A 22607-nucleotide genomic window follows, 5' to 3' on the forward strand; every position below is an offset into this window, starting at 1 on the left:
CAGCATGGTGAGCAAGTCCTTGTCTTCGTCGTTCAGGCGATGGCGCGCCAGTGTGGCCGCGAGATCCGCAGTTGCGGACGATTCTGAAGACGCGGCACTCGATTGTTCAAATCAACCATTCCCCGGACTTACCCTTTGCTCCGCACCTTGCTCTGATTCTTGCTGCGCTCTGCTGCTCAGTCGACCTTCATGCCCGTCGCCTTGACGATGCGCCCGTAGCGGGCCTGGCTGGCCGCCAGGTGCTCGCTGGCCGCGCCGCCGGTTTCGCCGAGCGGCACCATGTCCAGAGAGGAAAGGCGCGACTTGATCTCGGGCAGCGCCAGCGCCTTCTGCAGCGAGCCGCGCAGCGTCTGCATCACCGGCTCGGGCGTGGCGGCGGGCACCATGGCGAGGTAGAGCACCTCGAATTCCAGGCCCTTCAGGCCCAGCTCACCCACGGTGGGCACCTGCGGCAGCAGCGGCGAGCGTTGCTTTCCGGTCGCGGCCAGCGCGCGCAGCTTGCCTGCCTGAATCTGCGGCAGCAGGCCCGGCGTGGCCAGGATGCCGGCCTGCACCTCGTCGCCCATCAGCGCCAGCACGGCCGGCGCGTTGCCCTTGTAGGGCACGTGGGTGATCTTCGCGCCCGTCTCGCTGGCGAAGATCTCGGCGGCGATGTGGCCGGGGCTGCCGTTGCCGGCCGAACTGAAGGTGGCGGGCTCGGCCTTGGCCTGGGCGATGAATTCGGGCAGCGTCTTCGCCTTCACGCCCTGCGCCACGCCGAAGGCAAGGCCCGAGGAGCTGAAGATCATCAGCGGCTTCAGGTCCTTGGCCGCGAAGGGCATCGAGGCGTACAGGTGCGGGTTGATGGTGAAGGTGCTGTCGATACCCATCAGCACCGTGTAGCCGTCGGCCGGGGCCTTGGCGACGAAGTCGGCGCCGATGTTGCCGCCCGCGCCGGGCCGGTTGTCGACGATGAAGGGCTGCTTCAGGTCTTTCTGCAGCGCGTCGGCCAGTGCGCGGGCGAGGATGTCGATGGGGCCGCCCGCCGGGAAGTTGGTAAGGAACTTCACCGGCTTGGTGGGGTAGGGCGCGTCGGCCGCGAAGGCGCCGGTGGCGGTGGCTCCAAGGGCGAGCGCCGCGCAGGCTGCGGCAATGGCGAGGCGGCGGCGGGTGCCGTCGAAGAAGGTGTAGGGCGTGTAGCGCGAACCGGTGGTCGTCATGTCGTCGTGTCTCCGTTATCCGGCCGACTCTAGGTGCGCGACCGAGGCGGCACAACTGAAAGCTCTTCTGCCAGCTATTCCGGCTGGTTATATTGAAGCAGCCACTCTCCCAAGGAAACGCCGTGTCAGCCATGAACTTTGCGCGCCTGAAGATGCGCCATCTGCAATGCCTCGTGATGGTGGCGCAGGAGCGAAACCTGGTGCGCGCCGCCAAGGCGCTGTCGCTCACGCAGCCGGCCGTCTCCAAGACGGTTGCCGAGCTGGAGGAGATCGTTGGCCGCCAGTTGCTGCTGCGCCGCCGCCGGGGCGTGGAGCTCACGCCGGCCGCCGAGGTGCTGGTGCGCCATGCCGTCTCGGTGCTGCGCGGGTTGCGCGAAGGGCTGGGGCTGGCCATGGACCAGCCCGAGGCCGACCAACTGCGCGTGGCCGTCGGCGCGCTGCCGAACATGGTGGCCAACCTGTTGCCGGAGGTGGTCGTCTCGCTGCATGCCTCGCATCCCGCGCTGCGGGTGCGCGTGGTGAGCGGCACCAACGCGCAGCTGATGACGCAGCTGCGCCAGGGCGAAATCGACCTCGTGCTGGGCCGCCTCGCGCAGGCCTCGGCCATGGCCGACCTGGCCTTCGAGCAGCTCTACAGCGAGCCGCTGCTGCTGGTGGCCCGGCCGGGGCACCCGCTGGCGGCGCGGCGCAAGCCGCCGCTCGATGCGCTGGCGGGCCATCCGCTGGTGCTGCCGGTGTCGGGCACGCTGATCCGGCACACGGCCGATGCATTCCTCATCGCGCAGGGCATGGCGCTGCCCGGCCGGCTGGTGGAGGCCACCGACACCAGCTTCGTGCTGGGGCTGCTGCAGCGTTCCGACGCCGTGTGGTTCGCGCCGCAGGGCGCGGTCGAGGGGTTGATCGCGCGCGGGGAACTCAAGCGGCTTGCAATCGACACCACCAGCACCGAGGGGCCGGTGGGGCTCACCGTGCGGCGCAGCGACGCGCCGGGCGAGGGCGCGCGACTGCTGATCGAGGCGATCCGAGAGGTGGTGGCCAAGCGAAAGAACCCGGTTGTCCCGAAGGCTTCAGGGGTTCTTAATAAATAGATCGACTAGTTAGTCTAATAATTGGCGCATGACCGCAAACCCCAAGTCAGCGCCATGAGAAAGATCGACCCCGAACGCCAGCAGGCCAAGCGCCGCCAGATCATGGAGGCGGCCGGCAACTGCTTCGCACGGCGCGGCTTCCACGCCACCACCACCGCCGAGATCTGCGCCGAGGCCGGCATGAGCCCCGGCAATCTCTTTCACTACTTCGACAGCAAGAGCGCCATCGTCGAGGCCATCGTGGAAGAGGAGCGCGCCGACACCGCCGCCTACTTCGCCGCGCTCGACGAGTCTTCAGACCTGCTGGAGGCGCTGCTCGACTTTCTCGACGCGGTGATGGCCTTTGCGGCCGACAAGACCTACGCCCGGCTGGCACTCGAAATCGCCGCAGAAGCGACGCGCAACCCGGCCATCAACACGCAGATGGCAGCCGGCGACGCGCAGACCCGCGCCGACATCGCCAGGCTGCTGCGCGGCGCCATGGCGAGCGGGCAGGTCGACGCAGGCCTCGAACCCGAACAGGCCGCGAGCTGGATCGTCGCGCTGATCGACGGCGTGTTCTCGCGCCTCGCCATGGACCCGGGCTTCGATCCGCAGCGCGAAGCACCCATGCTGCGACTCGTGGTGAGCCGCTTCCTGAAGGCCGGGAGCGCCCGATGAGCGCCTTCATGCCCGCGCCCGCATCGGTGTACGCGTTCGCACCGGCGCAGCGCCCCGCATGGGACCGCGCCAGCGGCCGCGTGTTCGGCAAGGTGGCGCTGGTGACGGGCGCGGCGTCGGGCATCGGGCGCGCGGCGGTGCTGCGGCTGGCCGCCGAGGGCGCGACCGTCGTCGCTACGGATATCGACGCGAAGGGCGGCGAGGAAACCGCCGGCCTTGCGCGCGCCACGGGCGGGCGAGCCATGTTCGTCGTGCACGACGTGAGCAGCGAGGCCGCGTGGAAGGATGTGATCGACGTGGTCATTGCCGCCCACGGCGCGTTGCACGTGCTCGTGAACAACGCCGGCATCGCGCTCGCGGGCAGCACCTTCGAGATGAGCGTGGAAGACTGGCGCCGCCAGCTCGCTGTGAATCTCGACGGCGTGTTCCTGGGCTTGAAGCACGGCGTGCCGCTGATGTCGAGGTCGGGCGGCGGCTCCGTCGTCAACATGTCGTCGACGGCCGGCCTGGTCGGCAATGCGGGGCTGTCGGCCTACTCGGCCAGCAAGGGCGGCGTGCGCATGCTCTCCAAGTCGGTGGCGCTGGAGTGCGCTCGCGCACGCAACGGCGTGCGGGTCAATTCGCTGCACCCGGGCGTGATCGACACGCCGATCTGGAGCACGAACGCCCGCGCGCAGCAGCAGCAAGCGGAGCAGCCTGGCGGCGGCGTGGCGTGCAGCCTGAGAAGGCTCTGGCGCCGCGCTGTCCTCGGCGCGGCGGGACGCAGCGCGGTGCCGCTCGGCCATGCGGGCACGGTGCTCGACGTTGCCAACGCCATCCTCTATCTCGCCAGCGACGAGTCGCGCTACGTGACCGGCAGCGAGCTCGTCATCGACGGCGGCCTCACCGCCGCCTGAAGCATGCAGGGCATGCAGAAAGAACACATGTCGTCGCTACCCAATCCTCCGGCACCACCCGGGGTCACGCGAGGCCGAGAGCGCCAGTCGCTGGTCGATGCATTGCGCGGCTTCGCGCTGCTGGGCATCCTCGTGGTGAACATCGCGAGCTTTTCCTCGACCTACTACGGCGCGGGCATACCCGACCCGATGGCGCAGTCGGTGCTCGAACGCGCGGCGCTGCTGGTGCGCACGCTGGTGTTCGAGACCAAGTTCTACCTGCTGTTCTCGTTCCTCTTCGGCTACAGCTTCACGCTGCAGATGCAGTCGGCCGAACGCGACGGCAAGGCTTTCGCGCCGCGCATGGGGCGGCGGCTGGTGGGCTTGTGGGTGCTGGGGCTGGTGCATGCCGTGGCGCTGTATCACGGCGACATCCTCACCACCTATGCGGTGCTGGGGGCGGTGCTGCTGATGCTGCGGCGGCGCGGCGATGTCTTCATGTCGCGCTGCGCCATCGGGCTGGTGCTGGTCACCTCGCTGCTGTGGGCGAGCATCGGCTTCCTGCTGACGAAGGCCGGCATTCCGTCGGATACGCGCACCGCCCATGCGGATGCCGTCGCCGCGCTGGCCGCGTATCGCGGAACGCCCTTCACGGTGATCGTGCAGCACCTGCGCGAGTTGTCGCAGATCTGGTGGATCACCGGCCTGGTACAGGCGCCGACCGCGCTGGCGATGTTCTTCGCGGGCTTCATCGCGGGGCGGCGCGAGCTCTTCGTGAATGCCGATGCTTACCGGCCGCTGTTCTGGCGCCTGCTGCTGTGGGGGCTGGTCATCGGGCTGCCGGGTGCGGCCGTGTATGCCTTCCCGTCGATCCGCCTGGACAACGCGGTCAAGGAACTCTACGGGCTCGCAGCCACGCTGCTGACGGCGCCTTTCCTCACGGCGGCCTATGCGGCCGGCATGGTGCTGCTGATGATGACGCCGCGCGGCCGGGTGCTCGAAGGCGTGCTGGCGCCGGCGGGGCGCATGGCGCTGACCAACTATCTGCTGCAGTCGCTCGTCTGCGCGTGGCTCTTCCTGGCCTACGGGCTGCGCTTGATCGGCACCATGGGGCCGCTGGCCGCCACGGGCATCGCCTTCGTCATCTTCGCGGCGCAGCTCGTGCTGAGCCGCTGGTGGCTGGGCCGCTTCGTCTACGGGCCGGTCGAATGGCTGTTGCGCGCCTTCACGAACCTGGAGCTTCCGCCGATGCGCCGCAAGCCGGTGGCGCCGGCTCAGCGCGGCAGCAGCGTCGACAGCTGATAGACCGCAAAGGCCAGCAGGATCGCGCCCGAGAGCCGGTTGATCGACTGCATCGTCTTCGCGCTGAGCTTGTGCCGAACCGAAGACACCATCGTCGACAGCCCGAGCCACCACAGCGCGGAGCCCAGGAACACGCCGAGCACCATCGTCGCCGCCGGGATGCCGCCACTGCCGCCGGCGTGGCCGGTCGAGATGGTGGCGAACACCGCGACGAAGGACAGGATCGTCATCGGGTTCGCCAGCGTCAGCAGGAAGACCGACAGCGTGGCCTTCAGCGGCGTGGTGGCGTCTGCCGCCTGGCGAGCCTGCGTGGCGACCGGCGCGCGAAGCAGCTGCACGCCCATCCATGCGAGAAAGGCGGCGCCGGCCAGCGCCAGCGGCACCCGCGCGGCCACCATCGACGCGATGACGGCCGATACGCCCAGCGCGCCGATGGCTCCGTAGCAGGCGTCGGCCAGCGCGGCGCCCAGTCCGCTGAGGAAGCCGATGGTGCGGCCGTGCGCAAGGGTGCGCTGGATGCAGAGCAGGCCGATGGGGCCGACGGGCGCCGCAATGGAGAGGCCGATGACGAGGGCCTTGAGGAAGAGGGTAGAGTCCATTTGTAAATTGTCTTTACGCCTTCGCCTGAAGAGAATGGCGAAGCTCAGGCGGAATGCGCCTCTTGCCTGAAATTCAAGAAGAATCACTCGCCGGAGCCTGAAATCCATGGAAATCGACAGCAAGAACTGGCAGATCCTCGAAGTGCTCCAGGCCGATGCGCGCACTTCGCTCACCGCGCTGGCGCGGCAGGTGGGCCTGTCGGTGCCCTCGACCTCGGAGCGCGTGAAGCGGCTGGAAGAATCCGGCGTGCTCGCCGGCTATCGCGCCGTGGTGCCGCCGCGCAAGGCGGGCTACACGGTGATGGCGCTCGTCGGCATGACTACGCCGCAGCCCGACAAGGCGCGGCTGCTGAAGCTGCTGGAGGGCAGGAGCGAGGTGCTCGAATGCTTCCACGTGACGGGGCAGGACTCGTACGTGCTGAAGGTGGTCGCGCGAGACATCGAGCACCTCGAAGCCTTCGTGAGCAGCATCAACCACCTGGGCGAGACGCGCACGTCGATCGTGATGTCGGTACCGATTCCGGCGCGCGCCATCACCGCGCCGGACGTGGACAAGCAGGCTCGCCGCTAGGGCGGAGGAAGCGGCCGCGACCACAGCCACGCCAGCACGCAGGCCATGCACCCGATGGCCAGCCCGGCCAACCACGCGCGATGCGCGGTGAACGAGACGATCACGGCGCACACCGTCATCGTGACGGTGGCGCTCCACTTGGCGCGGCGGCTCACGGTGCGGCCGTTGGCCCAGTTGTGCAGCAGCGGGCCGAAGAGGCGGTGGTTCAGCAGCCATGCATGCAGCCGCGGAGAGCTGCGCGCGGCGGCCCATGCGGCCATCAGGATGAACACCGTGGTCGGCATGCCGGGCACGACCACGCCGATGAGGCCCAGCACCAGGCACAGCACCGCGAAGGCATAGAGCAGCGCGCGCGTGAGCGCTGATTTGCGTTCGGGGGCCGGGGCTGGCTCTGGCTTCAAGGCCGGATCAGGCCGGGGCCTGTCCCTGTTGCGCCGGCTGCAGCTGTTCGCGCTCGGGCAGGCCGTCGGCCGAGATGCGCATCTTCGGCAGGAACTGCGGGTACTCGCGCTGCATGAAGTCGATGAGGCCTTCGCGCACGCTGCAGCGCAGGTCGAAGGTCAGGCCCGAGGTGGCGGCCGTGCACAGCACGCGGATCTGCATGGTGCGCTCGGTGGCGTCGGTCACGCGCAGGTTGAAGAAGCGGCCGTCCCACTCGGGCGCGGCCTTCACGATGCGCTCGACCTCCGCGCGCAGCGGCGCGAGCGGCATGCCGTAGTCGACGTAGATGAACACCGCGCCCAGCAGTTGCGCCGAATGCCGCGTCCAGTTCTGGAACGGCTTCTCTATGAAGTAGGTGAGCGGCAGGATCAGCCGGCGCTCGTCCCAGATCTTCACGACCACGAAGGTGCCGGTGATTTCCTCGACGCGGCCCCATTCGCCCTCGACCACCAGCACGTCGTCGATGCGGATGGGCTGCGCCAGCGCGATCTGCAGGCCGGCGATGAGGTTGCTGAACACCGGCTTGGCCGCCAGACCGGCCACGATGCCGATCACGCCGGCCGAGGCCAGCAGGCTCGCGCCCACCTGGCGCGCGCCGGGGAAGGTCATGAGCATCATCGCGCCGCCGGCCACCACGACCACCGACATGGCGGTGCGCGCGAGCACGCGCGTCTGCGTGAGCACGCGGCGGGCCTGCAGGTTGTCGGCGATGTCGGAAGGGTGCTGCGCCAGCACGCCCTCGGCGAAACCGCTGATGGCCTTCACCGCGAGCCAGGTGGTGGAGGCGATGAGCAGCAGGCCGGTGAGGTGGCGCACGTTGCCGATGAAGCGCAGGTCGTCGGGGGCACCCTGCCACACCACGGTGAGCGCCACCAGCGGGAACACCAGCCGCGCGGGCGCCCTGCAATTGACCACCATCGCATGCAGCGCCGGCGCGGGGCGGGTGATCCGCCTGAGCACGAGGCCGACGATGCGGTGGGCGAGAAGAGAGAGGGGAACTGCGATCAGCGCGGCAATCCAGGTGCCGAACCAGGGGTGGGCGAGTATCTCTTTGGTCATCAGGCGGTGGTCGTCTTCGCTTGTTCTGTTGTCTCGTTCAGAGGTTGAAGAATGCGCGCCGCGTCGTCGCGCAGCTGCGTGGCGAGTGCCGTTGCCAGGTCGAGCCTGCGAAGCAGCCAGGGGCTGATGTCGTTGTCGAACGGGTCGGGCAGGGGGATCGGGCCGCCGACCGTGGTCGAACCGGCGCTCTCGGGGTGGGAGGGACCGGTGGTTGGAATAGTTCCGATGGCCGCCTCGATGCGCTGCGCGGTGCGGCCGATGGGGCCCTCGACCTCCGCCGGCGTGAGGCGGTCGCGGCGCAGCACCAGCATCGACTTCACCGCGCTGAGCTGCGCGAGAAGCTGGTAGCTGTGGGCCTGCAGGTGTTCAAGCGGCTCCAGCGGCGGCTGCACCGCGCGCGGCTCCGACAGCGAGCGCTGCGTGGCCTGCACCAGCGCGGAGAGGCTGTCGTAGGCTTCGCGGCGCGCGAGGCGCCATTCGAGCTCGGGGCTGCTGTCGATGGCCTTGAGCTGGCCGAGGCCGAGCGCCAGCCGTGCATGTCGCGCCTGCGCCGTGAGCACGCGCGAGACCAGCGCCGGAATCTGCGTGCGCTCCCACGAGGGCAGTACGTAGCAGAAGCCCCAGGCCAGCGCCGCGCCGATGAGCGTGTCGGCGATGCGCTCGAAGAGCGCAAAGATCGGCGCGATGCCCACGTTCAGCATGTGGGCCTGTACCAGGCCGAGCACCGTGGCGGCCACCGCGGTGATGAGGTAGCGCCGCACCGCGAAGCTGTGCGCGATGGCCTGCGCCACCGTCACGATGACCAGCAGCATCAGCGCGGACGGGTGTGCCGACAGCAGGCCGACGGCGAGCACGCAGCCCAGCAGCGTGCCGGCCACGCGGGCATTGCGGCGCTCCAGCGTCTGCGAGAGGCTGCCGCGCAGCACGACCACGATGGTCAGCAGGATCCAGTAGTCGTGCGAGCCCCATGGCATCGACACCGCGATCGCGTAGCCGGCAGCGATGGCCAGCGCGGCGCGGATGGCGTGGCGCAGCGGCGGCTGGTCCCAGCTCCACAGCGTGAAGAAGGGGCGCAGCGACCAGTCGGTGGGGCTCACGAAGAGCTGCCAGTTGGCGCGCACCACGGCGAGGTTGGGCTCGGCGTCGCCGCGCGCCATGGCCGACAGGCGCAGCACCTCGTCGTTGATGTGGCCGATGCGACTGGCCAGCCCGCGCGCGAGCATGGCGGCCGTGGGGCCGATGTGGCCGCCGCTGGCGGTGCTGTCGTCCGCCGAGACGTGGATGGCCGCGAGGCGCGGGCGGCGGTCGGCCACGGCGTCGGGCTGGCGGCCCAGCAGGAGCGAATCGGCCAGCGCGATGGTTTCGTCGGAGAGCTCCTCGAGCACGCGGCGCATCTCGATGAGCGCTTCGGCATGCGCGGGGTGGGCGCGCAGGGTGTCGAGGTCGAGTTCGCTGGCCAGCAGTTGGTCGCGCATCTCGAGCACGATCACCAGCATGGCCGCCAGGCGCTGGCGGCGCGGGGTGCGCGGCGACTCGAGCACGATGTCGCGCGTGGCCTGCAGCTGGTCGGCCAGCGCGGCCTGCTCGCGCAGCAGCTGGCCCAGCATGGGCGCCGGGGTGTCGCGCACGTCGCGGGTTTCATCCTGCGGCAGGAACTGGCTGGCCTCGGTGCGCATGAGCGCGGCCAGCGAATACAGCACGTCGGCCACCGACTGGGTGCGAAAGCGCCCGTTGAGCAGCAGGTTGGCCAGCGTGGCCCAGATCACGTAGAGGCCCGCGCCAATGCCGAAGTGCCAGGTGCGCTCGATGGCGTCGGCCATGCCGGTGGGCGCCGGCGTGGCCATGGAGAACACCATCGAGAACATCACCGCGATGGCGATCGGGATGCCCCGCTTGCCCCAGGCCATGGCCAGGAAGGCCATGAAGGTGGCGGGCACCAGCACGAGGCCGAGGCGGATGGGTGCGCTGTGCAGCATCTGCACCGCGAAGAACAGCGGCAGGCCGATGAGCGGCGCCGGCAGCATCTGCAGGAACTTGCCGCGGCGCGGGCCGGGCAGGTCGGGCGGCGCGGTGACGATCACGCCGGTGGCGGCGGCCGAGGCCGCGAGGGTGCCCAGCCAGAGATGGACCCCGCCGGAGATGAAGAGCAGGCCCAGCGCGACGGTGAGCCCGCTCGCGACGTAGTGGCTCAGCGCGATGCGCAGAGCGGCACGGACCCGGGGCGCGGCGTTGCTGGGCCCCAGCATCGTCACTTGGCGGAGGAGTTGCCCTCGGAGGGCGCGCCGTTGGCGGGCGCGTCGCGGCGCACGCGCGTGAGCTTGCGGGGAGCGGGAGCCGCCGCTGCGACTGCCGGAGCCGGGGCTTCGGCGGCCTCGTCGGCGAAGCCCGGCACCGTGCTGCGGGCGTAGAGGTCGACCGATTCGTCGGCCTTGCTGGCCTTGGTGGAGGCGGACACGGCGCGCACGCGGTCGCTGGCGCGCAGCTTCTCGTCGATGGTGGCGAACTTGGAGTACTTGGCGAGCAGCGGCACCAGCTGGCCGTACACGCGCGGGGCGCCGGCCAGGCATTCGCGCTGGTCGATGAACTCGGGCTCGCCCGTGAAGTTGCCGATCAGGCCGCCGGCCTCGGTGACCAGCAGCGAGCCCGCGGCCACGTCCCAGGGGTTCAGGCCGGTCTCGAAGAAGGCGTCGGTGAAGCCGGCGGCCACGTAGGCCAGGTCGAGCGCGGCGGCGCCGGGGCGGCGCAGGCCGGCGGCGCGGGGCATCATGTCCGCCATGATGGCCAGGTACTGCTTGAAGTTGTCGCCGGTACGGAAGGGGAAGCCGGTGGAGATCAGGCACTCGTTGAGCCGGGTGCGCTTCGAGACGCGGATGCGGCGCTCGTTCATGTAGGCGCCGCGGCCCTTGGTGGCGGTGAAGAGGTCGTTGCGGGTGGGGTCGTAGACCACCGCCTGCTCGATCTTGCCGCGCACCGACAGCGCGATGGACACGCAGTAGACCGGGAAGCCGTGGATGAAATTGGTGGTGCCGTCGAGTGGATCGATGATCCAGACGTAGTCGGAGTCCTTGGCGCCGTACTGGCTGCCGGATTCTTCCGCCAGGATGCCGTGCCCCGGGTACGCGCCGAGCAGCGTCTCGATGATCGCTTGCTCGCTGGCGTGATCGACTTCGGTGACGAAGTCGTTGACCTGCTTCTGGGAGATGCGCACGGCCTCGACGTCGAGGGCGGCACGATTGATGATTGCGCCAGCGGCGCGTGCGGCCTTGACGGCCACGTTGAGCATGGGATGCAGGTTGGGGGACGACATTGGATTGTGGGAAGAACGGTGGGGAGGGCCCCCGGAGACGGCCCGGCGATGCGGGCGGCGAGAATCGGGGGATTTTACCGGCTCCGCCCGTTAGTGTCTCCAAACCCGTCATGCGCACCCGTTTCATCCTGATCCAGACCAGCCACGCCGGCAACGTGGGCGCCGCCGCCCGCGCCATGAAGACCATGGGTTTTTCCGACCTGGTGCTGGTGGCCCCGCGCTGGGCCAACGTGCTGCGGCGCGAGGAAACCATCCAGCGCGCGAGCGGCGCGCTCGACGTGCTGGCCAACGCCCGCATCGTCGAGACGCTCGACGAGGCCCTCGACGGCGTGACCCACATGTGCGCCACCGCCATGATCCCGCGCGACTTCGGCCCGCCCACCCGCACGCCCCGGGAACACCTGGAGCCGCTCGCGAAAGAGGGGGAAAAGGGCGACCAGCACGTGGCCTTCCTGTTCGGCTCCGAGCGTTTCGGCATGCGGAACGAGGACGTCTACCGCTGCAACGTGGCCCTGAGCATCCCCACCGATCCGAAGTTCGGCTCGCTCAACCTGGGCGCGGCCATCCAGGTGATCGCCTACGAATGGCGGCTGGCGCTGGGCGGCTACGAGGTGCGCGAGGCCATCCAGCCCGTGCAGGCGGCCGACGCGCAGGCCGTGGCCGGCATGCTCGACCACTGGGAGCGCTCGCTGGTGGAAATCGGCTTCCTCGACCCCGAGGCGCCCAAGAAGCTCATGCCCAGGCTGCGGCAGCTCTTCAACCGCGCCCAGCCCACGCCCGAGGAAATCCACATCCTGCGCGGCATCGCCAAGGCCATGAGCGACGCCACGCGCCCGCCCAGGGGTGGCGCGGGCTCCTGACGGATTGACTAAAACCCCATCGCCCGTACGCGAAGACCCCGGGCCTTAGACTGCGCGGCCCCTATCGATATAACGACAACAGACAGAAGGCATAAGGCAGCGATGTTCTCCAGACTGCGCGCCGACATCCGGTGCATCCTCGAACGCGACCCGGCCGCCCGAAGCGCCTGGGAAGTGATCACGGTCTACCCCGGCTTCCATGCCGTGGTGCTGCATCGCTGGGCGCACGCCTGTTGGACCCATGGCTTCAAGTGGCCCGCGCGCTTCATCGCGCACTGGGCCCGCTGGCTGACCGGCATCGAGATCCACCCCGCGGCCAAGATCGGCGAGCGCGTGTTCTTCGACCACGCCATGGGCGTCGTCGTGGGCGAGACGGCCGAGATCGGCGACGGCTGCACCATCTACCAGGGCGTGACCCTGGGCGGCACCTCGCTCTACAAGGGCACCAAGCGGCACCCGACGCTGGGGCGCAACGTGGTGGTGGGCGCGGGCGCCAAGGTGCTCGGCGGCTTCGTGGTGGGCGACGGCGCCAAGGTGGGCTCGAACGCGGTGGTCACCAAGCCGGTGCCCGCGGGCGCCACGGCGGTGGGCAACCCGGCGCGCATCATCGAGGCCGAAGCGGCCGCGCGGCGCGAGGAAACCGCCTCGCGCATGGGCTTCTCGGCCTACGGCGTGACGCAGAACGACGACCCGCTGAGCCAGGCGCTGCGAGGCCTGATCGACAACGCCTCCGGCCAGGAGCACCAGATCGCGCTGCTGTGGCAGGCCATCGAGAAGCTGTCGGCCCAGCCCGGCAGCAAGGACTGCGTGCCGGGCGACGCGGCGCGCGACGAGAGCTTCGAGGCCGACAAGCTCACGCAGCTGATCGGCAAGTAAACGGGGCGACGGGCGCTTGCCGAAAGGCCGCGCCCGTCGTGGCCCGTCACAGGCCGTCGTTCAGCGGGCAGTTTCCAGCTGCGTCACGGTCGGCTTGCCCTTCACGACCTCCACATGAAACCGGACCTTGTCGCCGGGCTTGATCGCGTCGAGCATCTTCCTGTCGGCCACGTCGAAGCCCATGGTCATGGCCGGCATGGCGAGGTTGGGGATGTCGCCGTGCTTGAGCACGACCAGGCCCTTGGCTGTGTCGATCTTCTGGACGACCGCGTCGGTCATCATGGCGCCCGCCTGTTGGGCCGGCTGGCCTTGCGCCGGCATCTTCATGGACGACATGTCGTCCTTCGGCATCTGAGCGTGCGCGACGGCAGCCGAGGCGGCAAACAGTGCGAATGCGAGGGCGTGCGAGACTTTCATTGGGTAGCTCCTTGGTTGAGATCGGGGGGAAGGGAAACGGAAGGCCGTGCCGCGCGGCCGCGGCGGCGCAGCAGGTACCACGCGGCGGGAACGACGAGCATGCTCAGCAGCGGCGCGGTGACCATGCCGCCCACCATGGGCGCGGCAATGCGGGTCATCACCTCCGAGCCGGTGCCGCTGCCCCACATGATGGGCAGCAGTCCGGCCATCACGACCGCCACGGTCATGGCCTTGGGCCGCACGCGCAGCACGGCGCCTTCGCGAATGGCGGCGAGCAGCGTCTCGTCGCTCTCCGGCTCGCCGGCTTCGAGGCGCCGCGCCAGCGCGTTCTTCAGGTAGACCAGCATCACCACGCCGAACTCGGCCGCCACGCCGGCCAGCGCGATGAAGCCGACCGCCGTGGCCACCGAGATCGAATGGCCCAGCGCCCAGATCAGCCAGAAGCCGCCGACGAGCGAGAACGGCACGGCCGCCATCACGAGGGCCGCGTCAGCGAACGACCTGAAGAGCAGGTACAGCAGCACGAAGATCACCGCCAGCGTGACCGGCACGACCAGCTTCAGCCGCTCGGTCGCGCGTTCCAGGTACTCGAACTGGCCCGACCACGACACCGCATAGCCCGAGGGCATCTTCACGGCCTTGTCGACGGTCGCCTGCATGTCGTTGACGGCGGAGCGCAGGTCGCGGCCGCGCACGTCGACGTAGACCCAGCCCGACAGCCGGGCGTTTTCGCTGCGCAGCATGGGCGGGCCGTCCTCGACGGCGATGCGCGCGACGTCGCCCAGCAGAAGCTGCGCGCCCTTGTTGGTCACGAAGGGCAGCTGCCGCAGCCGCTCCAGCGAATCGCGGATCTCGCGCGGGTAGCGCACGTTGATGGGGTAGCGCTCGCGGCCCTGGATGACCTCGCCGACGTTGTCGCCGCCGATGGCCGTCGACACCACGGCCTGCACGTCCGCCACCGAAAGCCCGTAGCGCGCGGCGGCGAGCCGGTCGACATCGACGTCGATGTAGCGCCCGCCCGTGAGCCGCTCCGCCAGCGCCGACGAAACGCCGGGTACGCCCTTGACCGCCGCCTCGATCTGCGTGGTCAGCGAATCGATGGTCGCCAGGTCCGCGCCCGCCACCTTGATGCCGACGGGGCTCTTGATGCCCGTGGCCAGCATGTCGATGCGGTTGCGGATGGGCGGCACCCACACGTTCGTCAGGCCCGGCACCTTGACCGCGCGGTCCAGCTCCTCGACCAGCCTGTCCGGCGTCATGCCCGCGCGCCATTGCGACCTGGGCTTGAACTGGATGGTGGTCTCGAACATCTCCAGCGGCGCGGGGTCGGTCGCGGTGTCGGCGCGGCCGGCCTTGCCGAACACGCGGGCGACCTCGGGCACCGTCTTGATGAGGCGGTCGGTCTGCTGCAGGAGCTCGGAGGCCTTCGACGCCGACAGCCCCGGCAGCGCCGAGGGCATGTAGAGGAGGTCGCCTTCGTCCAGCGGCGGCATGAACTCGCCGCCGAGCCGGCTCAGCGGCACGGCGGTGAGCGCAAGCAGCAGCGCCGCAACGGCGAGCGTTCCCTTGGGAAAGCGAAGCACCAGCTCCAGCGCCGGCCGGTACGCCGCCATCAGCAAGCGGTTCACCGGATTGGCCTCCTCGTGCGGGATGCGTCCGCGTATCAGGTAACCCATGAGCACCGGGATCAGCGTCACCGACAGGCCGGCCGCCGCCGCCATCGCGTAGGTCTTGGTGAAGGCCAGCGGCGAGAACAGCCGTCCCTCCTGCGCTTCGAGCGAGAACACGGGCACGAACGAGAGCGTGATCACCAGCAGCGAGAAGAAGAGCGCGGGTCCCACCTCCACGGAAGCATCGGCGACGAGCCGCCATCGCTGTGCCGTCGTGGGCTGCCGGCCCTGTGCCGTCTCGAAGGCCTCGAGGTGCTTGTGCACGTTCTCGACCATCACGATGGCGCCGTCCACCATCGCGCCGATGGCGATCGCGATGCCGCCCAGCGACATGATGTTGGCGTTGACGCCCTGCCAGTGCATGACGATGAAGGCAGCCAGCACGCCGACCGGCAGCGCCACCACCGCCACCAGCGCCGAGCGCAGGTGGAACAGGAAGACCGCGCAGACCAGCGCCACCACGACGAACTCCTCGACCAGCTTGCCGCGCAGGTTCTCCACCGCGCGGTCGATCAGTAGCGACCGGTCGTAGGTCGGCACGATCTCCACGCCCGGCGGCAGGCCGGGCTTGAGCTTCTCGAGCTTCGCCTTGACGGCCTCGATGGTCGAGCGGGCGTTCTTGCCCGAGCGCATGACGATCACGCCGCCGGCCACTTCGCCTTCGCCATCCAGCTCGGCGATGCCGCGGCGCATCTCGGGGCCGACCTGCACCGTCGCCACGTCGCGCAGCAGCACGGGCGTGGCGCCCGTCGCCGAAAGCGGAATGGCGCGGAAGTCGTCCAGTGAACGCAGGTAGCCGCGAGAGCGCACCATGTACTCGGCCTCGGCGAACTCGACGACCGAGCCGCCCGAGGCCTGGTTGGCCTTCTGCAGCGCCTCCACCACCGTCTGCTGCGTGATGCCGAGCGCGCGCATGCGGTCGGCATCGATCACCACCTGGTACTGACGCACCATGCCGCCGATGCTGGCGACCTCGGCCACGTCGGGCACGGTCTTGAGCTCGAACCTGAGGAACCAGTCGTTCAGCGCGCGCAGCTGGCCGATGTCGCGCGTGCCGGTGCGGTCGACCAGCGCGTACTCGTAGACCCATCCCACGCCGGTGGCATCGGGGCCCAGCGATGCGTTCGCGCCCGGGGGAAGCCTGCCCTGCACCTGGTTGAGGTACTCGACGACGCGCGAGCGCGCCCAGTAGGGATCGGTCTTGTCGTCGAACAGCACGTAGACGAAGGAATCGCCGAAGAACGAGTAGCCGCGCACCGTCTTCGCGCCCGGCACGCTGAGCATGGTGGTGGTCAGCGGATAGGTGACGAGATCCTCGACCACCTGCGGCGCCTTGCCGGGGAAGGGCGTGCGGATGATGACCTGCGTGTCCGACAGGTCGGGCAGCGCGTCGAGCGGCGTGCGGGCGACGGACCACCAGCCCGCGGCTACGAGGAACAGGGTCGCGATCAGCACCAGGAAGCGATTGCCGACCGACCAGCGGATGAGGGCGGCGATCATTGCTTGGCGCCCTGTTGCACGCGCTGGACGGAGACCAGCTCGTAACCCGTGGGGCCGCCTTCCATGAATTCGAAGCGCACCTGGTCGCCGGGCCTGATTCCGGCGAAGGCATCCGGCGACGCCTTCGCGAAGCCCATCGTCATGGCCGGCCACTTCAGCGTGGTGACGGGGCCGTGCGAGATGGTGATGCCGTCGGGCGCCACGCTCTCGACCTTGCCTTCCGCCTTGTGGATCGTCGTGGCCGGCGTGGCCGGCGTGGCTGCGGGCGCAGGCGTGGGGGGCGGTGCGGAGGGAGGTGCGGAGGCCGCCATGTTGCCGAGCACGGAGCGCAGACGGGCTTCCGAGTCGATCAGGAACTGGCCGCTGGCGACCACCTGCTCGCCTTCGTTCAGGCCCGCGAGGACTTCGGTGTCGTCGCCCAGGTCCGCGCCAAGCGACACATCGCGCGGCTCGAAGGCGCCATCGGCCTTGCGCACGATGACGACGGCGCGCCTGCCGGTGCGGATGACTGCTTCGGCGGGCACGACCAGCCGCGTGCTGGCAGGGCCGGTCACCTGCAGGCGCAGCAGCATGCCGGGCGTGAGCCCGCCGTTCCGGTTGTCGACCTCGAAGCGGGCCTTCAGGGTTCGTGTCGAGCCGCTGATCTCGGGAAGCAGCTCTTCGAGCGTTCCGTCGAAGGAGTGGGTCGCATCCGCCTGGAGCACCGCCTTGACCTTCTGGCCACGCGCGAGACGCGCCGCCTGCGCTTCCGGAATCTCGGCGACCGCCCAGACCTTCTCGAGCCCCGCGATGCGGAACAGTGTCATGCCCGGCGTGACGGCGGCTCCTTCGCGCACGCCAAGCTCGGCCACGACGCCATCGGACGGCGCCGAGAGCACATAGCGCGCCTGCGCCGTGCCGCTTTGCTCGCTGCGGCGGACGAGCTCGTCGGGGATGGACATGGCCCGCATGCGCTCGCGCGCTGCCGCCACGAGTTCCGGCGCTACGCCTGATCGCCTGAGCGCCAGAAACTCGTTCTGCGGCCCCAGCCACTCCGGCGCGAAGACGGTCGCCAGTGCCTGCCCCTTGCGCACGCGCTCCATGGGCGCGCGCACCGAAAGGCGTTCGACATAGCCGGCGACGCGCGTCTGCACCGCGACGTTGAGCCGCTCGTCGAATTGCACGCTGCCCACCGCGTCGAAGGACGCGGAGGTTTCAGCCTTTCGCACGTCGGCAAGGCGGATGCCGAGGTTCTGCCGCACTCCCGGGCTGACCTGCACCCCGCCTTCGCTGGCCGTGCCGGTCGAACTGTCCGCGTACACGGGCACCAGTTGCATGTCCATGAAGGGCGACTTGCCGGGTTTGTCGAAGCGTTGGCCGGGCACCATGGGGTCGTGCCAGTAGAGGACCTTGCGGCCGTCTGTCGCCGACATGGCGGGCGGCGTGTCCATGGGCTGCACCGTCTTGCGGCCCAGGTAGAAGGCGCCCGTAGCGAGCAGCAGGGCGGCCAGCAGCGACGCGCCGATCATGCGGGTTCTGTTCATTGCGCCACCTCGGCAGTGAGCGGCCGGAAGGCCAGTTGGACTTGGGTTTTCGCAAGGTCGCGCTGCAGCGTCAGCAGCTTGCGTTGCGCCTCGACTTCGGCGTGGCGTGCCTCGAACAGTGAGACGAGGCTCCCCTGGCCGGACCGGTACGAAGCCATCGCGGCCGCGGTTCGCTGGCCGGCGGGAACGACGACGCCGGCGCGATAGCGGTCGACGCGTTGCTCCAGGCGTTGGGCATCGCTGCGCAGCGACCGGTATTCGGCCGTCGCCGCCCGGGTTGCTTCGGCCAGGTCGGCCTCGGCCTTCGTGGCCAGCGCCAGCTTGGCGGCGGTGTTCCGGTCCTGGCGTTCGCCGGGCGCGACGGGCAGGGGGATGCTCACGCCCACCGACACCATGTCGGCATAGCCGGTGCGCTGGCCGTAGGCGATCTCCCAGGTCCAGTTGGGCTTGCGGTCGGACGCGGTGACATCGGCGGTCCGCCTTGCCACTTCGAGGTCGCGCTGCATCGCCGCGACCGTGGGGTGCGCGGCCACGTAGCTTTCCTCGGAAGGCAGAGCGATGGCGCCGGGAGGTTGCAGTTCGTCGGGCGGCACGCCGGTCCAGCGCTCGAACGCGATGGCGGCGGTGCCCTGCTGCTGCAGGATGTCGGCCGTCTCGTCTTCGGAAGCGCCTCTTGCGCCGGTCAGCGCCAGCGCTTCCTGGCTGCTTCCCGTGGCGGAGGACAGGCGTGCGCGCGATGCCTCGAGCTCTTCGTGCGCATGGTGCTCCATGAGCCTGGCGAGCTTCAGGCTCTCGCCGGCGTAGAAGGCATCGACGTAGGCGAGCGCGGCCTGCCGGCGGGTGTCGGCTGCAGCGGCCTGCACCAGCACCGTCTCGCGGCCGACCGATGCGTCGGCGGCTGCCTGCCGCGCGGCGCGCTTCTCGGCGGACAGCCATTCCTGGCTGATGCCGATGCGCTTCATCGTCATCGAGTCGCTGGTCGTGCGAAAGCGGTCGGGGCCGGTCGCGGGCAGGTTGTCGATGCCGATGCGCAGCGTGGGGTCGGGAAGCTGCGCGGCGGAATGCGCCGCTTCGGTGGCGCTGGATGCGCCGGCGCGGGCGGCGCGCGTGGTTTCGGAGCGCCGGACTGCGAGCCGCAGCGCTTCCTCGAGGGACAGGGGGGCCGCCGTCGCGAGGTACGGCAGCAGCGCGACGGCCAGCACGGCCGCGCGCGGGAAAAGAATGGACATGAAAACTCCGCGGACGAACGAGGTGATCGCTGGCGGGCGGACAAGCCGCGCCAGCACCGGTCAGTCGACGGAGATTTCAGACTCGCAGTCTGAGCGTGGAGAGAAAAACGGGATCGGGCGGCGGATGCTGCCGCTCGGGCACGGCCTGCCGCGGAACGGCATGGCCTTCCGACGCCAGCACCAGCGGGAGGACCACGACCTGCACGATGGCGGGCAGCGAGGGTGTGGCCAGCTTCACGGGCTCGAAGGAGAGCGACATGTCGGCCGCATGCTGGAAGCACAGCACCGGCTGGGCCATGTCCATGCCTTCGCAGGGAGCGCCCGTCGCCATCATCTCGGCCATGGAATCCGTGTCCGGCGTGCCCGGGCAGACATAGCTTGCCAGTGCCAGCTGCGAGAACAGCAGCGACATGACCACGAGAAGCGCGGTCAGGCAGCGATGGATGGAATGCCGGCGGGCCATGTTCGGAAGGATGAGGGAGCGCAGTGTAGCGTTGCGTGCGCCGGTCCGGCCTTCGACCTTCCTCAGGCCGAGCGTTTCGCTCCGGTACCGTGCAGCGAGCCGTGCACGTGGCCCGCGTGCTGCCCGAAGGTCTCGGGCGCGAGCGCTGCGGTGTCCAGCTCCTGCAGGATGCCGCAGGCGTTCGCCGACTCGGGGCCGCAGCACTGCTGGCGCAATGCCTTCAACTGCTTTTCCAGCGTCTTCAGCTCTGCGATGCGCGCGGCCACGTGGCCGATGTGGTCGTCCAGCAGCTGGTTGACCTCGCCGCAGTCTTCCTGCGGCGCGTCGCGGAACTTGAGCAGGCTGCGGATCTCGTCGAGCGTCATGTCCAGCGAGCGGCAGCGGCGGATGAAGCCCAGGCGCTGGGCGTGGTCTTCGTCGTAGATGCGGTAGTTGCCGTCGGTGCGCGCGGGCTCGGGCAGCAGCTGCTCGCGCTCGTAGTACCTGATGGTCTCGACAGGCGTGTTCGCGACCTTGGCCAGTTCACCGATTTTCATGATGCGGCAAATGAAAGGGTGGAGATGGGTGGTTGACTCTACACCTGCTTCAGGGTTTCCAATCGATTCCATGACGACGAACCAGAACGCCCTGAAGCCGGTGACGCCGGCCCTTCATCCGCACGATCACGGCCACGAGCATGGCCACGGTCACGATCACTCGCATGGGCACGCGCATCCTCCAGCCGCGGCATCGTGCTGCGGCAACCCGGTCTGCGGCTCGTCGCCCGCAATCGACACGGGCGACATTCCCAAGGGCGCCTTGCTCTTTCGCATTCCCACGATGGACTGCGCAGTCGAGGAGTCGGAGATCCGCCGCGCGCTCGAACCGGTCGCGGGCGTCAGGGCGCTGCGCTTTCGCCTCGGCGAACGCACGATGGCGATCACGGCCGATACCGCAGCCTTGCCCAACGCGCTCGAAGCCATCCGCAAGGCCGGCTTCAAGCCCGAGCCTCTGGGCGACGCAACCGGCCCCGCCGCAGGCGCGCAGGCTGCCGTGGCCGCACCGGCACGCATCGCGGGCATGAGCGCGGGCCTGGCCCGCCTGGTCGCGGCGCTGGTGCTGGCCATCGCGGCCGAGTCGATCTCCTTTATGGGGCTCGAGGGCAAGGGCTTCATGGCGGCCGGAATGCTGCTGGCGCTGGGCGCCATCGGCCTCGCGGGCCTCGACACCTACAAGAAGGGCTTCGCCGCGCTGGTGCGCGGGCGGCTGAACATCAACGCCCTGATGGCCGTGGCCGTCACCGGCGCCTTCATCATCGGCCAGTGGCCCGAGGCCGCCATGGTGATGGCGCTCTACGCCATTGCCGAACTCATCGAGGCCCGTGCCGTGGATCGCGCGCGCAACGCCATCCAGAGCCTGCTGGCGCTCGCGCCCGAGCAGGCCGAGGTGAAGCAGGCCGACGGCAGCTGGAAGACCGTGATGGCCAGCGCGGTCGAACTCGGCGCCGTCGCGCGCATCCGTCCCGGCGAGCGCGTGCCGCTGGACGGCATCGTCACCGAAGGCAACAGCGCCATCGACCAGGCGCCGGTCACCGGCGAGAGCATTCCGGTCGACAAGACCGTCGGCGACCAGGTGTTCGCCGGCACCATCAACCAGACCGCCGCGCTGGAGTTCCGCGTGACGGCGGTGGCGTCGAACACCACGCTCGCGCGAATCATCCACGCGGTCGAGGAAGCGCAGGGCTCGCGCGCGCCCACGCAGCGCTTCGTCGACAGGTTCGCCGCCATCTACACGCCGACCGTGTTCGTGCTGGCACTGGCCATTGCAGTGTTCGCGCCGTTCTTCATGGACTGGACCTGGATGCAGTCGGTCTACAAGGCGCTGGTGCTGCTGGTCATCGCCTGCCCGTGCGCGCTGGTGATCTCCACGCCGGTCACGGTGGTGAGCGCGCTGGCTTCGGCCGCGCGGCGCGGCATTCTCATCAAGGGCGGCACCTACCTCGAGGAGGCGCGTAAGCTCAAGGCGGTGGCGCTCGACAAGACCGGCACCATCACCGAAGGCAAGCCGAAGCTGGTGGAGTCGTCGCTGATCGGCGATGCGGGCAATGAAGCAGCGGTGTTCGTCGTTGCCGCCAGCATCGCGGGCCGCTCCGACCACCCCGTGTCGAAGGCCATCGCCGAGGGCCTGAAGAGCGAACAGGGCGAAGTCTCCGACTTCACCGCGCTGCCCGGACGCGGCGTGCAGGCCGCGCACGCGGGGCAGGTCTACGTGCTGGGCAATCACCGGCTGATCGAGGAGCGCGGCCTTTGCACGCCGTCGCTCGAAGCCGAGCTCAAGCGCCATGAGGAAGCCGGCCGCACCGTCACGCTGCTGGCATCCGACAAGGCCGTGCTCGCGCTGTTCGCCGTGGCCGATACCATCAAGGAGTCGTCGCAGGCTGCAGTTGCGGAACTGCGCGCGCTCGGCGTGGTGCCGGTGATGCTCACCGGCGACAACACCGCCACCGCCAAGACCATCGGCGCCCACGCCGGCATCGAGGACGTGCGCGGCAACCTGCTGCCCGAGGAGAAGCTCGACGCCGTCAAGGCCATGCAGCAGCGCTACGGCGCAGCGGCGATGACCGGTGACGGCATCAACGATGCTCCCGCGCTCGCGCAGGCCGACATCGGCTTCGCGATGGGCGGCGCCGGCACCGACACCGCGATGGAAGCGGCCGACGTGGTCATCATGAACGACGACCTGCGCCGCATCCCCGAAACCATCCGCCTCTCGCGCCGCGCGCACTCGGTGCTGTGGCAGAACATCACGCTGGCGCTGGGCATCAAGGGCGTGTTCTTCGTGCTCGCCGTGTTCGGCAGCGCGACGATGTGGATGGCGGTGTTCGCGGATATGGGTGCGAGTCTGCTGGTGGTGGCGAACGGGTTGCGGTTGATGCGCGTGCCTTCGGGTGACAAGGCGCGCGGCTAAGGCAAGGCACCAGTGAAGAGGA

The 22607-nt window shown here is 69.5% G+C and carries 20 protein-coding genes; 8 read left to right on the forward strand and 12 right to left on the reverse strand.

Annotated features, from left to right (window positions below; all coding sequences use genetic code 11):
• Positions 1-176: 176 nt before the first annotated feature.
• Positions 177-1199, reverse strand: a complete 1023-nt coding sequence (locus ABL840_RS13155; RefSeq protein ID WP_093300728.1) for a Bug family tripartite tricarboxylate transporter substrate binding protein — start codon at positions 1197-1199, stop codon at positions 177-179.
• Between the two features lie 131 nt (positions 1200-1330).
• Here ABL840_RS13155 and ABL840_RS13160 point away from each other — a divergent pair, with 131 nt between their 5' ends.
• From ABL840_RS13160 to ABL840_RS13175, 4 genes are read left to right on the forward strand one after another with little or no spacing between them, the layout of a single operon-like run.
• Complete coding sequence (locus tag ABL840_RS13160) at positions 1331-2287, forward strand: LysR substrate-binding domain-containing protein (RefSeq protein WP_093300727.1); 957 nt, start codon at positions 1331-1333, stop codon at positions 2285-2287.
• 54 nt (positions 2288-2341) lie between these two features.
• Positions 2342-2947, forward strand: coding sequence for a TetR/AcrR family transcriptional regulator (locus ABL840_RS13165; RefSeq protein WP_093204630.1), 606 nt, complete (start codon positions 2342-2344; stop codon positions 2945-2947).
• Positions 2944-3843, forward strand: a complete 900-nt coding sequence (locus ABL840_RS13170; RefSeq protein ID WP_418116261.1) for an SDR family oxidoreductase — start codon at positions 2944-2946, stop codon at positions 3841-3843. The genes ABL840_RS13165 and ABL840_RS13170 overlap by 4 nt, the downstream gene beginning before the upstream one ends.
• 27 nt (positions 3844-3870) lie before the next feature.
• Positions 3871-5124 carry a DUF418 domain-containing protein gene (locus ABL840_RS13175; protein ID WP_093301188.1) on the forward strand — a complete coding sequence of 418 codons (1254 nt, stop codon included), beginning with the start codon at positions 3871-3873 and terminating at the stop codon, positions 5122-5124.
• On the opposite strand, the gene ABL840_RS13180 is transcribed toward ABL840_RS13175, so the two are convergent.
• Positions 5097-5723, reverse strand: coding sequence for a LysE/ArgO family amino acid transporter (locus ABL840_RS13180; RefSeq protein WP_093300726.1), 627 nt, complete (start codon positions 5721-5723; stop codon positions 5097-5099). The two genes, ABL840_RS13175 and ABL840_RS13180, sit on opposite strands and share 28 nt — an antisense overlap.
• Before the next feature lie 106 nt (positions 5724-5829).
• Here ABL840_RS13180 and ABL840_RS13185 point away from each other — a divergent pair, with 106 nt between their 5' ends.
• On the forward strand, positions 5830-6294 hold the full coding sequence (locus tag ABL840_RS13185; RefSeq protein WP_093300724.1) for an Lrp/AsnC family transcriptional regulator: 465 nt from the start codon (positions 5830-5832) through the stop codon (positions 6292-6294).
• Here the strand turns inward: ABL840_RS13185 and ABL840_RS13190 are convergent.
• The 4 genes from ABL840_RS13190 to ABL840_RS13205 are packed head-to-tail and all read right to left on the reverse strand — an operon-like array spanning position 6291 to position 11101.
• Positions 6291-6695: a YbaN family protein gene (locus tag ABL840_RS13190; protein WP_093300723.1), complete on the reverse strand. Its 405-nt coding sequence runs from the start codon at positions 6693-6695 to the stop codon at positions 6291-6293. The two genes, ABL840_RS13185 and ABL840_RS13190, sit on opposite strands and share 4 nt — an antisense overlap.
• A gap of 7 nt (positions 6696-6702) precedes the next feature.
• A complete protein-coding gene (locus ABL840_RS13195) occupies positions 6703-7794 on the reverse strand; it encodes a mechanosensitive ion channel family protein (protein ID WP_093300721.1) in 1092 nt (363 codons plus the stop codon).
• Complete coding sequence (locus ABL840_RS13200; protein WP_093300720.1) at positions 7794-10040, reverse strand: FUSC family protein; 2247 nt, start codon at positions 10038-10040, stop codon at positions 7794-7796. Before ABL840_RS13200 ends, ABL840_RS13195 begins: the two co-directional genes overlap by 1 nt.
• Positions 10041-10042: 2 nt before the next feature.
• The gene (locus ABL840_RS13205) at positions 10043-11101 is read right to left on the reverse strand and encodes an inositol monophosphatase family protein (protein WP_093300719.1); all 1059 of its coding nucleotides are present in this window, start codon (positions 11099-11101) and stop codon (positions 10043-10045) included.
• A gap of 110 nt (positions 11102-11211) precedes the next feature.
• On the opposite strand from ABL840_RS13205, the gene ABL840_RS13210 reads away from it, so the two are divergent.
• Entirely contained in the window at positions 11212-11961 is a 750-nt protein-coding gene (locus tag ABL840_RS13210) for an RNA methyltransferase (protein ID WP_093300717.1), read from the forward strand.
• 102 nt (positions 11962-12063) lie between these two features.
• Entirely contained in the window at positions 12064-12837 is a 774-nt protein-coding gene (gene cysE / locus ABL840_RS13215) for a serine O-acetyltransferase (protein ID WP_093204653.1), read from the forward strand.
• A gap of 60 nt (positions 12838-12897) precedes the next feature.
• Here cysE and ABL840_RS13220 read toward each other — a convergent pair whose 3' ends face one another.
• The 6 genes from ABL840_RS13220 to cadR all read right to left on the reverse strand — a co-directional run bounded on the left by ABL840_RS13220 (position 12898) and on the right by cadR (position 20175).
• Positions 12898-13254 carry a copper-binding protein gene (locus ABL840_RS13220; RefSeq protein ID WP_093300716.1) on the reverse strand — a complete coding sequence of 119 codons (357 nt, stop codon included), beginning with the start codon at positions 13252-13254 and terminating at the stop codon, positions 12898-12900.
• The gene (locus ABL840_RS13225) at positions 13251-16424 is read right to left on the reverse strand and encodes an efflux RND transporter permease subunit (protein ID WP_093300714.1); all 3174 of its coding nucleotides are present in this window, start codon (positions 16422-16424) and stop codon (positions 13251-13253) included. Before ABL840_RS13225 ends, ABL840_RS13220 begins: the two co-directional genes overlap by 4 nt.
• Entirely contained in the window at positions 16421-17947 is a 1527-nt protein-coding gene (locus ABL840_RS13230; RefSeq protein WP_093300713.1) for an efflux RND transporter periplasmic adaptor subunit, read from the reverse strand. The genes ABL840_RS13225 and ABL840_RS13230 overlap by 4 nt, the downstream gene beginning before the upstream one ends.
• Positions 17944-19176 carry a TolC family protein gene (locus tag ABL840_RS13235; RefSeq protein ID WP_093300711.1) on the reverse strand — a complete coding sequence of 411 codons (1233 nt, stop codon included), beginning with the start codon at positions 19174-19176 and terminating at the stop codon, positions 17944-17946. The genes ABL840_RS13230 and ABL840_RS13235 overlap by 4 nt, the downstream gene beginning before the upstream one ends.
• A gap of 76 nt (positions 19177-19252) precedes the next feature.
• Positions 19253-19639, reverse strand: coding sequence for a hypothetical protein (locus tag ABL840_RS13240; RefSeq protein WP_093300710.1), 387 nt, complete (start codon positions 19637-19639; stop codon positions 19253-19255).
• Positions 19640-19701: 62 nt separating this feature from the next.
• Entirely contained in the window at positions 19702-20175 is a 474-nt protein-coding gene (cadR, locus tag ABL840_RS13245) for a Cd(II)/Pb(II)-responsive transcriptional regulator (RefSeq protein WP_093300708.1), read from the reverse strand.
• Between the two features lie 70 nt (positions 20176-20245).
• Here cadR and ABL840_RS13250 point away from each other — a divergent pair, with 70 nt between their 5' ends.
• Positions 20246-22585: a heavy metal translocating P-type ATPase gene (locus ABL840_RS13250; RefSeq protein ID WP_093300707.1), complete on the forward strand. Its 2340-nt coding sequence runs from the start codon at positions 20246-20248 to the stop codon at positions 22583-22585.
• Positions 22586-22607 lie beyond the last annotated feature (22 nt).

The sequence above is a fragment of the Variovorax sp. NFACC27 genome, assembly GCF_048301545.1.
Lineage (GTDB): Bacteria > Pseudomonadota > Gammaproteobacteria > Burkholderiales > Burkholderiaceae_C > Variovorax > Variovorax gossypii.

Bases quoted from the DNA above. Each gene is read 5' to 3' on its own strand.
- ABL840_RS13155 (WP_093300728.1), bottom strand. From the start codon at position 1,199: ATGACGACCACCGGTTCGCGCTACACGCCCTACACCTTCTTCGACGGC.
- ABL840_RS13160 (WP_093300727.1), top strand. From the start codon at position 1,331: ATGAACTTTGCGCGCCTGAAGATGCGCCATCTGCAATGCCTCGTGATG.
- ABL840_RS13165 (WP_093204630.1), top strand. From the start codon at position 2,342: ATGAGAAAGATCGACCCCGAACGCCAGCAGGCCAAGCGCCGCCAGATC.
- ABL840_RS13170 (WP_418116261.1), top strand. From the start codon at position 2,944: ATGAGCGCCTTCATGCCCGCGCCCGCATCGGTGTACGCGTTCGCACCG.
- ABL840_RS13175 (WP_093301188.1), top strand. From the start codon at position 3,871: ATGTCGTCGCTACCCAATCCTCCGGCACCACCCGGGGTCACGCGAGGC.
- ABL840_RS13180 (WP_093300726.1), bottom strand. From the start codon at position 5,723: ATGGACTCTACCCTCTTCCTCAAGGCCCTCGTCATCGGCCTCTCCATT.
- ABL840_RS13185 (WP_093300724.1), top strand. From the start codon at position 5,830: ATGGAAATCGACAGCAAGAACTGGCAGATCCTCGAAGTGCTCCAGGCC.
- ABL840_RS13195 (WP_093300721.1), bottom strand. From the start codon at position 7,794: ATGACCAAAGAGATACTCGCCCACCCCTGGTTCGGCACCTGGATTGCC.
- ABL840_RS13200 (WP_093300720.1), bottom strand. From the start codon at position 10,040: ATGCTGGGGCCCAGCAACGCCGCGCCCCGGGTCCGTGCCGCTCTGCGC.
- ABL840_RS13205 (WP_093300719.1), bottom strand. From the start codon at position 11,101: ATGTCGTCCCCCAACCTGCATCCCATGCTCAACGTGGCCGTCAAGGCC.
- ABL840_RS13210 (WP_093300717.1), top strand. From the start codon at position 11,212: ATGCGCACCCGTTTCATCCTGATCCAGACCAGCCACGCCGGCAACGTG.
- cysE (WP_093204653.1), top strand. From the start codon at position 12,064: ATGTTCTCCAGACTGCGCGCCGACATCCGGTGCATCCTCGAACGCGAC.
- ABL840_RS13220 (WP_093300716.1), bottom strand. From the start codon at position 13,254: ATGAAAGTCTCGCACGCCCTCGCATTCGCACTGTTTGCCGCCTCGGCT.
- ABL840_RS13225 (WP_093300714.1), bottom strand. From the start codon at position 16,424: ATGATCGCCGCCCTCATCCGCTGGTCGGTCGGCAATCGCTTCCTGGTG.
- ABL840_RS13230 (WP_093300713.1), bottom strand. From the start codon at position 17,947: ATGAACAGAACCCGCATGATCGGCGCGTCGCTGCTGGCCGCCCTGCTG.
- ABL840_RS13235 (WP_093300711.1), bottom strand. From the start codon at position 19,176: ATGTCCATTCTTTTCCCGCGCGCGGCCGTGCTGGCCGTCGCGCTGCTG.
- ABL840_RS13240 (WP_093300710.1), bottom strand. From the start codon at position 19,639: ATGGCCCGCCGGCATTCCATCCATCGCTGCCTGACCGCGCTTCTCGTG.
- cadR (WP_093300708.1), bottom strand. From the start codon at position 20,175: ATGAAAATCGGTGAACTGGCCAAGGTCGCGAACACGCCTGTCGAGACC.
- ABL840_RS13250 (WP_093300707.1), top strand. From the start codon at position 20,246: ATGACGACGAACCAGAACGCCCTGAAGCCGGTGACGCCGGCCCTTCAT.